Below are 13,118 nucleotides of genomic sequence, written 5' to 3' on the forward strand. Positions count from 1 at the left end.
CCGCTCCACCCCCGCCGTACTCGCCCCCTCCGGCGCCCGACTTCCCGCCGCCGGGTCCGATCGCCCAGCCGCCGTCGCCGCCTCCCGCGAATCCTGACGACCCTTTCGCCGCTCCCGGCAGGTAGCGCGTGATCTCGTGGGGCACGCTGGCGGCGTTCAGCGCGCTCGCGTTCGTGGTCATCGTCATTCCCGGGCCCAGCGTCCTGTTCATTGTGGGCCGCGCGCTCCAGCACGGCCGTCGCGACGCCTTGATGTCCGTGGTGGGCAACACCGGCGGCGAGTTGGTGCACGCCGCGCTCGTGGCGGCTGGCATTGGGGCGGCCATCGCAGCGTCGTCGGTCGCCTTTGTGGTGCTCAAGTTCGTGGGCGGGGCGTACCTGGTGTATCTCGGGGTGCAGGCGGTGCGGCATCGGCGGGACGGGGTTGACGTGGCGGCCGTGGTGGCGGCCGACGCGGCGGTTGCGCCCGCGCGCCGTCCGGTCCGGCGGGTGCTGACCGAGTCGTTCACCGTGGGTGTGACCAACCCCAAGACGCTCGTGTTCGTGGCGGCGGTGTTGCCGCAGTTTGTGGATCCGGACGCCGGGCCCGCGTGGGCGCAGATCCTGCTGCTTGGCCTGCTGTTCGCCGTCATCGCGATGGTGAGCGACGGCGCGTACGCGCTCGCGGCGTCGGGCGCGAGGGACTGGTTCGCACGCTCGCCGCGCAGGCTCGAGCGCATGCGCGGCGTGGGCGGGGTCCTGATCGGCTCGTTGGGCGTGGTGCTGATGGCGTCGCGGCGTGCCGCGTGACCGTCCGCTGGGGCCGGTAGCGACGGGCGCCCCGGCGCCGTCCACAGGCTGATGATCTTCTCCGGTTCCACCGCCTGAGTCTCGGGGGCTCGTGGCGCCGTCCCGGCGCGTCCTACCTTCGGTCCGTCGCGAGGCGTTGACGGGAGGGACCATGGCGGACAACGAGGGGTATGAGGCGCGGGAGCGGGCTCGTGAGGCGATGGCCCTGGTGGGCGATGGCCTCGCCCGGGGTGTGCCGCCGGATCCGGAGGTCGACGGCCAACTCGCCGAGTTCGCGGCCCGCATCGACTCACGCCTGTGGGAGCCACGCCGCCCCCGGGATTCCCCCCGATGAGCGATCTCACGGTCGACGGCGACGCCTTGCGCCAGGCCGCGCGCACGGTGCACGCCGTCGTGGACGACTTTCGATGCGCAGACGGCCAGGCCCATGACGCCGCGCAGCACGTGGGACACGCCGGGCTCGCTCAGCGGGTGATGGCCTTTGCCGACCAGTGGGACATTCATCGGGAACGCACCTCGCAGCGCCTCAGTCGGTTGGCGGATGCTCTCGAGGCCGTCAACGAGACCTTCGCTGATCTCGACGGCGAGGCCGCCGCCCAGTTGCGTGCATCACACGGCGAATCCCGGCCTTGGGGTCGGTGGCCGCTGGTGAGCATGTGAGCCCGCTGCCCGTCCCCTCCGGAGACCCGGCGGCCCTCGACCAGGCGGTGGATCGTTACGCCCACACCCAGGCGGCCATCGAGCGTGCCGCAGATGACTTGCTCGCCGCGATGTGCGACGGCCAGGGCCTCGCCATGGCGGCGCTCGGAGAGACCATTGGCGAGGCCGAAGACGCCCTGACTGCCGCCCACGGGCGCTATCAAGGCGCCACGCTGGCCCTGCGGGACTATGTCGTGGCACTCGCCACCTTTCATCGTGCCGCGCACGCCGCGATCGACAGCGAGCAACAGGCCCTGAGGCAACTCGATTGGGCCGAGCAGGAAAAGGCCGACGCGGGCGACCGCTTGCGCCGCGCGACCGTCGATCCGGCGCGCGCCGAAGACCTTGACAGCGCGCACCGCGACTTGTGGGCGGCCGTCGCGTCGCGCGACGCGGCCCAGGACGCCGTCGATGCTCCACGCTCCGACTACCGGAGCGCGGAAGCCGCGCTGGACGATGCCGCACAGGTGGCCATCGCGCGCATCGTCGCGTCCTTCGACGGCACCAACGACGGCTTCATGGACCACGTGGAGAACGCGTTCGCGGCGGCTGGGCAGGTGCTGACGGACCTGACTCGATGGGCAACGGGATTTCTTGCCGCGGTCCTTGACGTGGTGATGGCCGCCGTGGAGGCGTACCTCGTAGCCCTAGCGTTCGGGATCGTCCTGATCGCCTTGGCGGTGGCGCTGGTCGCGGTCTTCGCGCTGGCGTTGGCCGCCTTGGTGGTGGTGTTAGCCCTCGTCGTCGGCGCCATGTTGTCGCTCCTGGCGGTGGTGCTTGCGGGGGCGGCCATGTATGACCTGACGGAAAGGCTCGGTATTGAGGGACTCGCACAGCTGCGACTCGTGCTGGGCGCGGCATGCGCGGTGTGCCCGCTTCTCGCCGTGGCGATCGTGACGCGCGTCGCCGACGAGGCGGGCAAACCCACACCCGCCGTGGGCCCGTTGCGGGCGCGGGACTCGCAGGATGCGGCGGCGCTCACGGAACTCGACGCCGCGATCCCGTCCAACGCGGGCGACGTCCTGGAGTGGGCCGGGCTTGTGGACCGGGTGGGCGGGGATCAGCGGGCGGTCGTGGACGTCGCCAAGGTGACCCGCGAGAACGGTTCCGTGGCGTGGATCGTGACGCTGCCGTCCACGCAGGACTGGGTGGTGGGGGGCGACAAGCCCGCCCCCAACGACCTGGACGCGGACCTCGTGTTGGAGCTGTTTCCCCAGATTCGAACGCAATACGAGCGGGCCGTGCTCGCAGCGATGGCCCAAGCCGGGATTGGGCAAGGCGACCCGGTGCTCCTGTCCGGCTGGAGCCTCGGCGGCATCGGCGGCGGTCGCCTCATCGAGTCCCGGCAGGGCGGATACCGATACGAGGGCCTGGTGTGCGCGGGATCCCCCGTCGACCACATGGCGATTCCCCGCGAGGTGCGGGTGTTGCAGGTCAAGCACACGATGGACGTGGTCCACCGCGCGGACCTCATCGATGGCCTCCCCGACACGGCGCGCCACGTGAGTCTCTGGGACGGGCCTCGGTCGGGCGGCGCGGCCCGGTTGCACGCCAACCCCATCGCAGCGCATAGCAATGCCGCATACGTGGAGACCCTGCGGGCACACACCGTGGTGGATGACTCGACAAGCGTCATGTTCAGCGACTTCTACGCGATCGATGACCCCGCCACCGCGGCCGTGCCGCGCGTGGAACACGTCCAGTACGAATTCGGCGAATAGGAGGACGCGGTGATGACGGCGACGTCGAAGCCACCTCGACTCACCCTCAGGTTGCCTGGCGCATGGCTGCACCTCGATCCGGCCCGCCCCGAGATCTCGCGGGCACGCATCCGCGCCTTTGTGGAGACGTCGATCGGTCGCGCAGACCAGCTCGCGACGGCGCGCGCAGACCTGCGCAAGGGTCTCGGCGACATGCTCTCGCGCGCCGACGGCCCGGCCGCACACCAGTCGACATTTCTGTGCCACGAAGTCGCGCCTGGCGTCGCCGCCCCCATCGCGGTATCGGTCTTCGCCCCGGCGGATGTGCGCATGAGTCCGGTCGTCGGAACGAGCCCCGAGGCCGTCATCGCCGGATTCCTCGACGCGATGGAGGACATCGCCGGTGCACGGGAGTGGAGCAGGCTCGCATGCGCCGACGGCTGGGCCGCAAGGCGATGGCGGGTGACCACTGCGCAGGTGGCGCCGGAGCTCGCGGACCAGGCGGTGTCCACCTTCACCGCCGAGTACTGGCGCACGGTGCCCGCCACCAAGCGGCTCATGTTGGTCACGGTGACGAGTCCGTTGGCGGTGATCCCCCAGACGATGCTGCGCCTCGCTGATGCGATCGTCGCCGGATCGCGGATAGCGGCCGACGAGCATCCGCACCCGCACGCCACGGAATAGGCGCGCCCCCCGCATCGTCACACGTGGTATGACTCTCACAGGCAAGCCCACGCGCGTGGCGATTGTCGGCGGCGCCGGCAAGGTCTCACGCCAGTTGATCCCGCTCCTCCTCGAAGCAGGGATCGAGGTGGTTCCGCTGGCCCGGCGCGACGAGCAGTTGGCCGAACTGGAGCGGAGGGGCGCGAAGCCCCGCCGCCTTGACATCGAGAAGGCCTCGGCCGACGATTTCTTGGCGGCCTTCGACGGCTGCGACGGCATCGTGTTCGCCGCTGGCGGCGGCGCCGACGGCAACGTGGAGCGTAAGCGGACGGTGGACCTCGAGGGTTCACTCAAGTCCATGGAGGCCGCGAAGGCGCTGGGGATCGATCGGTTCGTGCAGGTGTCGGCGATCGGCGTGGACCGGCCGGTCGACTCGTCGGCTGGCGCGGCGTGGGTCGCCTACGTCGAGGCCAAGCGCGGCGCCGACGAGGCGCTGCGGGCCACCCAGCTCGCGTGGACCATCATCCGGCCCGGCGGCCTCACCGACGATGCTCCGAACGGGTTGGTCACGCTCGCGCCCGAGGTGGAGCGCGGCACGGTCCCTCGAGCCGACGTTGCGGCCGTGATCGCGGCGTGCCTTGTGAACGAGGACACCGTGGGCCGGCAGTGGGAGCTGGTGAGCGGATCGACCCCCGTTGCCGAGGCGGTCTCCGATTAGGGGCCCCGCGCTCGCTGGTGTGCCGCGCGCCGTCCAAACCCGGCGCCTGGAATCCGGGCCTCGACCCAGTGTGGTGCGTGCAAGCCGCTCTCACCGGGGTCGCAGAACCCGTCTGAACACGTTCAAATCGCGTGCTACCGTTGACGCATCTGAACGCGTTCAAGGGAGCGGCGAATGCCCACACTCGACAGCGCCACGCGCGACCGCATCGTCGCGGCGGCGACCGAACTCATCATGGAGCGCGGCTACGAGAAGACGACGATGCGCGCCATCGCCGAGCGCGCCGAGGTCTCGCTCGGAAGCGCCTACTACTACTTTGGCGGCAAGGAGGAACTCGTTCAGGGCTTCTATCTGGCGATCGCGCGTCGACAGCACGAACTCCTGGAGCAGCGCATCGACGGCGTGACGTCCTTTGGCAAGCGGCTGGACGCCTGCTTCGAGGCCTTCCTGGATGCGTCGGATGAGTACCGGGCGATCTCCGACTCCCTCCTGAGCTTCGCCATCGTCCCCACCAGTCCCCTCAGCCCCTTCAGCGCCCAAAGTCGCCCCGCGCGCAACCAGTTCCTGCGCACCTTCGAGGAACTCGTGGACGGTTCCGACCTCAAGACCGATCCGCGCCTGCGCGAGGCACTACCCGAGCTGCTGTGGATCGCGCAGATGCTCATTGTGCTGGGTTGGGTGCAGGACCTCTCCGCGCGGCAGCGTGTCACCCGAACCGTGGTCAAGCGCCTGGTTCCTGCGCTGGCCCGGCTGCTGAGCGCCGCCAGGCTCGCACCGGTCCGCCCCTTTGTGACCGACGCGCTCGAGAGCCTCGCGATGGTGAGGCAGCGCACCTACGTGGGTGAGCAGGTCAAAGCACTCGGCAGTTGATAGGTCAACGGAATTCTCGTGGAAGGCGGAAAGCCGCGCCGACTATGCGGCCGGCCTGTCCTCATCAGCGGACAACCCTGGCACCACTTCGACCCACGTCGCCTCAGGAGCGTCTTCAAAGTTCACGATCGTGTCGGAAAAGCGGGTTGCGAAACTGGCTGCCCGGCTCGGGTCCCCCGGAATTGTCACGGCGCTGAACAGCTCGTCACCGGTAGGCCCGCTCAAGGAAACGGCAAGAGTGAACTCCTGTGGGGGCGTACTGGAGGTCAACGCCGTGGTGATCAGCTCGCGGGCGGCGCGGGAATTCTGGATTGCTTCATCGGGAACATGGAAACTCACTACACAGCCCGCATCTCTCGCAGCAAGAAGCGCATCGCGCGCCTCACTGTCGAGGACACCAGGGAGGTGTAGCTCGTCGCGGGCGAGTTGTTCCAGGCGTGTCGCGGTCTGTTGCCAGCCCGGTTTCAGGCGAGTCGACGTCGCGATGAGCCTGAGGAAGGGCTCCACCTCTTCACGGACGAGATCCAAGCGCCGGGAGAAGGCCGCTTCTCTGGCCAGGGCTCGCGCCGTGCGATGAGCGATGGTCTCGGCTTCGTCGGTGGCCTTCAAGGCGAGTCGTCGGAGGCGATTGATTTCGCGAGCAAGGACTACCACGATGATGAAAGGTACGGCAGTCGAAAGTGAGGCCGGCATGGCGTTCAACACACCCGCAATCCCGCTCGTCCCGTCCCAGTAGCCCAGATACGCGGGTACCCACACCAAGACCTGCAGTCCCAGAAGGGCGGTAGCGGACTCCCATGATCGGGGACGACCGAAGTACAAGATGATGAGCAGACCACTCAATCCTCCAAGCGGCCACGTGGAGAAGTTGGTCATGGAGGCGTCCCACACGGTCGATCCGAAGGCAAGGGATCCCGCGAACATAGTCACGATGCTCGCGAGCGAGAGCCACGCGGGTATTCCGTGGTTGACCCGGGAAATGGACACATACGCGATGACAAGACCCAGACCCCACCATGCCAAGAGCCACGCTGGTTGCCCTAGGGCTTGATTGTGTATCGCGTAGATCGTGTTGCACGCGAGGTATGGATACACCATCCACGAGAGAGCCCGACGAAGGTCGCCGATGTTCGCCGTGAATTCTTCCCTCCGATGTGCTGGATTGCGAATGGAAGCGGCGTCGGCGTCGTCTTGCCAACTGAGGGTTGCCACCGTCCCCGCGCCCACCTTGCTCTCGACGCTCGCCGCCGCCCCGACCGACTCAAGAGCTCCGGTCACGGAGTGCCGCAATCCGTGGCCATATCTCCCGGTATCTGCGGCGTCGAAGCCCACACCGTCGTCGGTGACCACCACCTCCCCACCTTCCGCACTCTCCTTGAGTTCGATCACGACTCGACTCGGTCGTGCATGGCGCCACGCGTTCCTCACCAATTCGCCGGTGGCTGCAACGACAGCGGTGGCCACGTCGCTGCTCACACGGGTATTGCCGCCGTCCTCCATGAAGTGGGCCTTGTTTCGATCAGCGACCTCACCAAGCATCGGCCCGAGCAGAACCCGCTCCTCGGGGTCGGCCACCACAACCTGAGAACCGCGAGCCAAGTTGCTCAAGGCTTCGGCGGCAGCGTCGCGCACCTCCCGCCACTGGGGTGTGGTGAGACGGACCGCGCGTAGCGCCGAGATCACATGGTCATGAATGATTCCGTTGATGTCGCGCTGGGAGCGACGGCGTTCCGCTGCCACCGCAGCGCGCGTCGACCGCTCTCGCAAGAGTTCCGCGGCGGCGTCTGCTCGGTCGGCGAAATCCCGCAGGTACCGAACAGCACCGTAGACAGCAAAGATGCTTGCGACCACCGGACCGATGAACTCGATGGCCGCCAGGACTCCGTTGTGGTCAATCTCGAACGGCAGGACCGCCCCGATGGCGGTCACGAGAAGAAGTATCCGGAGTCGAGGGGTCGCGAACGCCGTGACGAGGAAGACGACCGCAGCGAGCGGCGCATCGCGCACGCCGGGAGGCAGTTGAACGACCGATTGGGAAATGTAGGCGTACGACAGGGAGACCGTAGCAAGGGTGATCACGCTCACCTCTAGATTCCCGACGCCGCGCCCCCGGGTGGCCCTCCACAAGACAGCCGTAGCGATCCACAACGGTGGGAGTCCCCACCAGACAAGGGGGTTGCCGGCGTCAACGCGGCCCACGACGAGCGCGGTGACGGCGGTTGCCAACAAGGAAACAAAGACGATCAGCGGACGCTCAAGCGACCGATCCAACGCTCGCCGATGCGGACCACGTACCACCGCCGCGTCACTCATGCCGTGTGGTGAGGGGGCTCATATATCGGAGTGGGATGTACGTGGCCCATCGAGGTCGCCTGAGCCAGCAGGTCCTTGGGTCCCGCGACAGGGCGAAGTGTTGCGTCCTGCCACTTGCGGATGGCGCGATCTCGATGTTCGTAGACCGTGTTGATTGACCTACCCATCCGTCTCGCGATGGTGGCCCACGGCAAGCCAGCGCTGAGGTGCCTGAGCACCGTCAACTCCGTGGGCGTGAAGTGGACCGCGCCGCGGGGGTCGTGGAGTATCTGGTGCGCCAGGCGACTGGAGTCATACATGCGGTGGTTGGCTACCGCGCGAATTCCGTCGATCAGGCGCTCCTCGGGGTCTTCCTTGAGAACCAGGCCGAGTGCCCCCGCGTTGAAGGCCCGCTGCACGACGGCCGGGCGGTGCTCGCTGGTGTAGAGAAGAACTTGAGCACCCGAAGCGCGGAGCCGGGTGACGTTGTCATCACCGAACTGCCGTCGCCCAGGTGGACGTCGAGGAGCACTACTTCAATGTCCGCAAGGTCCCCCGCTAGGTCGACATCGACGGTGGGACTGATCGACTCCAGGACGATGCCGTCACCCGAACCGGACAGGAAGGCCTGCAGGCCTCGAATGATGATCGGGTGATCATCTATGGCCGCGACCTTCGTCGTCTCCCGCCGTGAAGGTGCGATGTCTGCCCCAGCCAATTTCTTCCTCACTCCGGACGTTGGCCACAGGCTATCGGACGAAGGGGTAGGCGGTGAGTCGCCTTGGTTTCAGGAATAGGGCGAGACGCGGCGCGCCGACGCTGGCTTGCCTGTCTCGCGAGGCAGTCACGGCGCTCCGCAATGAGTCCCGCAACCTCGTCTACATCGACAGGCGCGTTGGCCTCATACCTGCGCCGTACCTGTCCCCAAGATTGGTGACTCGTGCGGCAGGGGCTGAATTGCGAGAATGTGGGTGGGACCTGGAGGCCGTCTCCGGGCATGCCAGCCTTCGTGCGTATGGCGGTTCCGTGCTCCTGGGGGGGCGGAACCGCCTGACCGCGAATCCCCATGCAGTGCGCGATGACACCACCGTGGAACAGCTCACCTCAGTGGGCGCAGAGCCAACAACGCACAGGGCCGGGCCACCCGAAGGCGGCCCGGCCCTGGAGCGCCCGTTGGCAGCCCTGCCGGCGCCGAGCGCTACCTGCCTAGCGCTCGCGCGTACCGGCGATGAACTCCTCGAGGTGGGTGCGGCCAAGGGTGTCCTCTGTCTGCACGGGCGGGGACTTCATGAAGTACGTCGCGGCGGACAGGATCGGTCCGCCGACGCCGCGGTCCTTGGCGATCTTGGCGCAACGGATCGCGTCGATGATGATGCCGGCCGAGTTGGGCGAGTCCCACACCTCGAGCTTGTACTCGAGGCTCAAGGGAACCTCGCCGAAGGCCGAACCCTCGAGGCGAACGTAGGCCCACTTGCGGTCGTCGAGCCATGCGACGTAGTCGGAAGGGCCGATGTGCACGTTGCGCGAGTTCTTGAGGCCGGCGAGCGGGCCGGACTGGATGTTCGAGGTGACGGCCTGAGTCTTCGAGAGCTTCTTGGACTCGAGGCGGTCGCGCTCCAGCATGTTTTTGAAGTCCATGTTGCCGCCCACGTTGAGCTGGTACGTGCGGTCGAGCCGGACGCCCCGCTCTTCGAACAGCTTGGCCAGCACGCGGTGGGTGATGGTGGCGCCCACCTGGGACTTGATGTCGTCGCCCACAATCGGCACGCCGGCGTCGGTGAACTTCTTGGCCCACACGGGGTCCGATGCGATGAACACGGGCAGCGCGTTGACGAACGCCACGTTGGCGTCGATCGCGCACTGGGCGTAGAACTTGGCCGCATCTTCGGAGCCCACGGGCAAGTAGCAGATGAGGACGTCGGCTTGCGTGTCCTTCAGGACCTTCACGATGTCGACCGGGGCGTCATCGGACTCGACGATCATTTCGCGGTAGTACTTGCCCAGGCCGTCGAGGGTGTGCCCGCGCTGCACCTGAACATCTGTCTTGGGGACGTCGCAGATCTTGATGGTGTTGTTCTCCGAGGACTGGGTCGCCTCCACCAGCTCCTTGCCCACCTTGAGCGAGTCGACGTCGAACGCCGCCACAAACTCGATGTCGGAAATGTGGTAATCCCCGAGTTGGACGTGCATCAGGCCGGGAACGGTGTCCCCGGCCTTCGCGTCCTTGTAGAACTCGACTCCCTGGATCAGGGAAGTCGCGCAGTTACCGACGCCCACAATGGCAGCGCGCAACTTGGCCATGTTGTATCTCCTTGTCTAGCCCGCGTCTGCGGGGTCGTCTTTGCCGCTCGTCGCGGATCGTTCGTTGTCAATGAGCCGGTCGAGCCATTCGACCTCACGCTCGACTCGTTCCAGTCCGTGCCTTTGCAGCTCGGCGGTGTAGAGGTCGTGGCGTTCGCGCATGGCCTTGAGGCCCTGCGAAATCTCTTCGAGCCGCTCGGACATGCGGCTACGGCGTCCCTCGAGGATGCGCAACCGGGTGGCCGAATCCGTCCTCTCAAACATGGCGAAGCGCACATCGAACGCATCGTCGTCCCACGACGATGCGCCGGACGACGCGAGCTCTTCGGTCAGCTGCGCGGTGCCCGCGTCCGTGAGGCGGTACGCGATCCGCGAGCGACGGTTGATCGTCGGCTCTACACCCTCGTCGTCGACCTCGATGAGCCCTTCGGTGACCATGCGCTTGAGGGCGGGGTACAGGCTTCCGTAGCTAAGGGCGCGGAACGGGCCTAGCGAGGCGCCCAGGCGCTTGCGGATCTCGTAGCCGTGAAGCGGCTTCTCGGCGAGGGTGCCAAGAATGGCGAGGGTAAGCACGTCAGTGCGTCCCATGGCCATCCTCTCGAGAAATCTGTCCGGTGCCGCGATGCGAGGCGGGCTCCCGCCTCGGCCACGTCGCACCCTGCCGTTGAGGCAACGCCGCGCCGATGTATCGGTGCGGCGTCACTAAGAGTTATATCGCGCCGATACATCGAACGCAAGTCTAAGGCGGAGCACGACGCCTCAACACCCCCGTCAGAGGCCGCTCGACCGGCGCCGCCGCAAGCGCGGCAGGGTGGTCACCCGGTCGCAGCCGTGATGCGAACGCAACAGCATCGCCGCCAAGCTGTGCTCGTGGGAACGAGGCAGGAGGGCGCCCCGTTCGTACACTGACATGGTGAATGACAATGGGCGAGAGCCGCAAAGACGAACCACCCGACCGGCCTCGGGTGCAGCCGGCACGCAACCGACGCGGCGGTCGACCAAGCCGTCCAGCGTTCAGCCCCGCTCGGGAGTGACCAGGACCTCGCTCAAGAACTCGGGTGCGACCACCCGCACCGGCGCGAGCCGAGGGGGCAACGGCGGCGGCAACGGCGGCGGCAACGGCGGCGGCAACGGCGGCGGCAAGGGCGGTCGGACCAGCAGGAACGGTAAGCCGCTTCCCCCGTGGAAGTACTGGCTGCGCCGCATCGGCGTGGGCGCGCTCGCCGCCGGCCTGGCCACCGCGTTGATCGGCTTTGTGGTGCTGTTCGCGCGCTACCAGAGCCTCGAGGTGCTCGACGCGAGTGACGTGGCACTTATCCAGTCCTCCACTATCTACTACGCCGACGGCACCACGGTCATGGGGCGCCTTGGTGAGGCCGACCGCACCATCGTGAGCATCGACACCCTCCCCGACTACGTGCCCAACGCGTTCGTGGCCGCCGAGGACCGGTCGTTTTACACCAACCCCGGCGTCGACGCCGGCGGCACGGCGCGAGCGCTGTTCAAGACCATCGTGCTCGGGAACAAGCAGGGCGGGTCGACGATCACCCAGCAGTACGTGGAGCGCTACTACGTGGGGGCGACCACCACCGACATCAAGGGGAAGATCGATGAGGCGCTGCTGGCGCTCAAGATTGATACCCAGCAAGACAAGCGCGAGATCCTGGGCAACTACATCAACACCGTGTACTTCGGCCGCGGCGCCTACGGGATCGAGGCGGCGGCCCGCAAGTACTACGGCAAGCACGCCGCCGACCTGACGGCCTCTGAGTCCGCGTTGCTTGCGGGCCTTCTGCCCGCGCCCTCGCGCTGGGACCCCCGCCTCGACCCCGAACAGGCGAGGTTCCGCTGGAACTACGTGCTCGACGGCATGGTGGAGCTGGGTTACGTGACTACGGCGCAGCGCGGTCTCTTCACCTTCCCGGACACCATCGACTACACGAACGCCGACGTCTTTGGAGGCACGCAGGGGTACCTGTTGCGCTCCGCGCTGGACGAGGTCGAGGCCCGCACGGGCATCACCCAGGACGAGGTCGAAACCCGCGGACTCAGCATCGTCACCACCTTCGTCCCTGCCACACAGCAGGCGATCGAGGCCTCCGTGGCGCAGATGCCGGAGGATGCCGCACCCAACCTGCGGGTCGCCGCGATCACGATGGATCCCGTCACGGGTGCCGTGACTGGCATGTACGGTGGCGCCAACTACTTGGAGATTCAGCGCAACGCCGCGACCCAAGACATCGCGCAGGCCGGCTCCACCTTCAAGCCTTTCGCGCTGGTGGCTGCCCTCGAAGACGGGATCTCGCTCAACTCCGTCTACAACGGGAACAACAACAAGGTCGTGCCCGGATTTGACAGCCCGGTACGCAACTTCCTCGGCCAGAGCTTTGGCGACATCAACTTGGTACAGGCCACCGCCTACTCGGTCAACACCGTGTACACCCAACTCAATGTCGAGGTCGGCCCGGACAAGACCCGCGACGTCGCGCTGCGTGCGGGCATGCCGGAGAACACCGTGGGGCTCGAGGCCAACCCTTCCAATGTGCTCGGCAGCGCCTCCCCACGCGCCATTGATCTGGCGTCGGCGTATTCCACGTATGCGACGGGCGGCCTGCGCACCGAACCGTTCATGGTGGCGCAGGTCACCTTGGCCGACGGCGAGGTCTACTACGAGCACCAGACCGTACAGGAACGCCGCTTCGAAGCCGACGTGATGGCCGACGCCACCTACGCCATGCAACAGGTGGTGAACTACCGCGGGGGTTCCGGTCACTTCGCATCGGAACTGGGGCGGCCGATCGCGGGCAAGACGGGAACCTCCAACGAAAACCGCTCGGCCTGGTTTGTGGGATTCACGCCGCAGCAGGTCGGCGTCGTCGGCATGTATCAGGTGGGTCCCAACGGCGAAGCCGAGCAGATCACGCCCTTTGGGGGGTTCAGCCAGATCACCGGCGGTTCGATGCCGGTGCGCATCTGGACGTGGATGATGGGTCCGATCCTGCAGGACCTCCCGGTGGTGGACTTCCCGCCGCGCGCGAGTGTGGGCACCGCGAACACGCCGTCGCCCAGCCCCTCGCCCACCCCCAC

At 67.2% G+C, this 13,118-nt stretch carries 13 protein-coding genes and 1 pseudogene; 8 read left to right on the forward strand and 6 right to left on the reverse strand.

Annotation, left to right across the window (positions count from 1 at the left end):
* A pseudogene (locus tag QZZ29_RS07060) lies at positions 1–181 on the reverse strand (hypothetical protein); the annotation flags it as partial.
* Here QZZ29_RS07060 and QZZ29_RS07065 point away from each other — a divergent pair.
* The 7 genes from QZZ29_RS07065 (at position 174) to QZZ29_RS07095 (ending at position 5,438) form a co-directional block, all read left to right on the forward strand.
* Positions 174–788 (forward strand): LysE family translocator, encoded by a 615-nt coding sequence (locus QZZ29_RS07065; RefSeq protein ID WP_291382285.1) that lies wholly within the window; start codon positions 174–176, stop codon positions 786–788. The pseudogene QZZ29_RS07060 and the gene QZZ29_RS07065 sit on opposite strands and share 8 nt — an antisense overlap.
* A gap of 151 nt (positions 789–939) precedes the next feature.
* A complete protein-coding gene (locus tag QZZ29_RS07070) occupies positions 940–1,122 on the forward strand; it encodes a hypothetical protein (protein ID WP_291382286.1) in 183 nt (60 codons plus the stop codon).
* Positions 1,119–1,448 carry a hypothetical protein gene (locus tag QZZ29_RS07075; RefSeq protein ID WP_291382287.1) on the forward strand — a complete coding sequence of 110 codons (330 nt, stop codon included), beginning with the start codon at positions 1,119–1,121 and terminating at the stop codon, positions 1,446–1,448. Before QZZ29_RS07070 ends, QZZ29_RS07075 begins: the two co-directional genes overlap by 4 nt.
* Complete coding sequence (locus tag QZZ29_RS07080; protein WP_291382288.1) at positions 1,445–3,208, forward strand: hypothetical protein; 1,764 nt, start codon at positions 1,445–1,447, stop codon at positions 3,206–3,208. Before QZZ29_RS07075 ends, QZZ29_RS07080 begins: the two co-directional genes overlap by 4 nt.
* Positions 3,209–3,220: 12 nt before the next feature.
* Positions 3,221–3,871, forward strand: coding sequence for a hypothetical protein (locus QZZ29_RS07085; protein ID WP_291382289.1), 651 nt, complete (start codon positions 3,221–3,223; stop codon positions 3,869–3,871).
* A gap of 28 nt (positions 3,872–3,899) precedes the next feature.
* Positions 3,900–4,568, forward strand: a complete 669-nt coding sequence (locus QZZ29_RS07090; RefSeq protein WP_291382290.1) for an SDR family oxidoreductase — start codon at positions 3,900–3,902, stop codon at positions 4,566–4,568.
* Positions 4,569–4,742: 174 nt separating this feature from the next.
* Positions 4,743–5,438: a TetR family transcriptional regulator gene (locus QZZ29_RS07095; RefSeq protein WP_291382291.1), complete on the forward strand. Its 696-nt coding sequence runs from the start codon at positions 4,743–4,745 to the stop codon at positions 5,436–5,438.
* Between the two features lie 42 nt (positions 5,439–5,480).
* Here QZZ29_RS07095 and QZZ29_RS07100 read toward each other — a convergent pair whose 3' ends face one another.
* The 5 genes from QZZ29_RS07100 to QZZ29_RS07115 all read right to left on the reverse strand — a co-directional run bounded on the left by QZZ29_RS07100 (position 5,481) and on the right by QZZ29_RS07115 (position 10,619).
* Positions 5,481–7,751: an ATP-binding protein gene (locus QZZ29_RS07100; RefSeq protein WP_291382292.1), complete on the reverse strand. Its 2,271-nt coding sequence runs from the start codon at positions 7,749–7,751 to the stop codon at positions 5,481–5,483.
* Complete coding sequence (locus QZZ29_RS12780; protein WP_366479215.1) at positions 7,748–8,050, reverse strand: LuxR C-terminal-related transcriptional regulator; 303 nt, start codon at positions 8,048–8,050, stop codon at positions 7,748–7,750. The genes QZZ29_RS07100 and QZZ29_RS12780 overlap by 4 nt, the downstream gene beginning before the upstream one ends.
* 32 nt (positions 8,051–8,082) lie before the next feature.
* On the reverse strand, positions 8,083–8,448 hold the full coding sequence (locus tag QZZ29_RS07105; protein WP_291382293.1) for a hypothetical protein: 366 nt from the start codon (positions 8,446–8,448) through the stop codon (positions 8,083–8,085).
* A 488-nt stretch (positions 8,449–8,936) separates the two neighbouring features.
* Positions 8,937–10,031, reverse strand: coding sequence for an inositol-3-phosphate synthase (locus QZZ29_RS07110; protein ID WP_291382294.1), 1,095 nt, complete (start codon positions 10,029–10,031; stop codon positions 8,937–8,939).
* A gap of 15 nt (positions 10,032–10,046) precedes the next feature.
* The gene (locus QZZ29_RS07115) at positions 10,047–10,619 is read right to left on the reverse strand and encodes a PadR family transcriptional regulator (protein ID WP_291382295.1); all 573 of its coding nucleotides are present in this window, start codon (positions 10,617–10,619) and stop codon (positions 10,047–10,049) included.
* Positions 10,620–11,061: 442 nt separating this feature from the next.
* On the opposite strand from QZZ29_RS07115, the gene QZZ29_RS07120 reads away from it, so the two are divergent.
* Positions 11,062–13,118: transglycosylase domain-containing protein (locus QZZ29_RS07120; RefSeq protein ID WP_291382296.1), on the forward strand; the 2,057-nt coding region annotated here is incomplete at its 3' end.

The sequence above is a fragment of the Demequina sp. genome, from assembly GCF_016278765.1.
Lineage (GTDB): Bacteria > Actinomycetota > Actinomycetes > Actinomycetales > Demequinaceae > Demequina.

Bases quoted from the DNA above. Each gene is read 5' to 3' on its own strand.
- QZZ29_RS07100 (WP_291382292.1), bottom strand. From the start codon at position 7,751: ATGAGTGACGCGGCGGTGGTACGTGGTCCGCATCGGCGAGCGTTGGAT.
- QZZ29_RS07075 (WP_291382287.1), top strand. From the start codon at position 1,119: ATGAGCGATCTCACGGTCGACGGCGACGCCTTGCGCCAGGCCGCGCGC.
- QZZ29_RS07085 (WP_291382289.1), top strand. From the start codon at position 3,221: ATGACGGCGACGTCGAAGCCACCTCGACTCACCCTCAGGTTGCCTGGC.
- QZZ29_RS07090 (WP_291382290.1), top strand. From the start codon at position 3,900: ATGACTCTCACAGGCAAGCCCACGCGCGTGGCGATTGTCGGCGGCGCC.
- QZZ29_RS07095 (WP_291382291.1), top strand. From the start codon at position 4,743: ATGCCCACACTCGACAGCGCCACGCGCGACCGCATCGTCGCGGCGGCG.
- QZZ29_RS07070 (WP_291382286.1), top strand. From the start codon at position 940: ATGGCGGACAACGAGGGGTATGAGGCGCGGGAGCGGGCTCGTGAGGCG.
- QZZ29_RS07110 (WP_291382294.1), bottom strand. From the start codon at position 10,031: ATGGCCAAGTTGCGCGCTGCCATTGTGGGCGTCGGTAACTGCGCGACT.
- QZZ29_RS07115 (WP_291382295.1), bottom strand. From the start codon at position 10,619: ATGGGACGCACTGACGTGCTTACCCTCGCCATTCTTGGCACCCTCGCC.
- QZZ29_RS12780 (WP_366479215.1), bottom strand. From the start codon at position 8,050: ATGTATGACTCCAGTCGCCTGGCGCACCAGATACTCCACGACCCCCGC.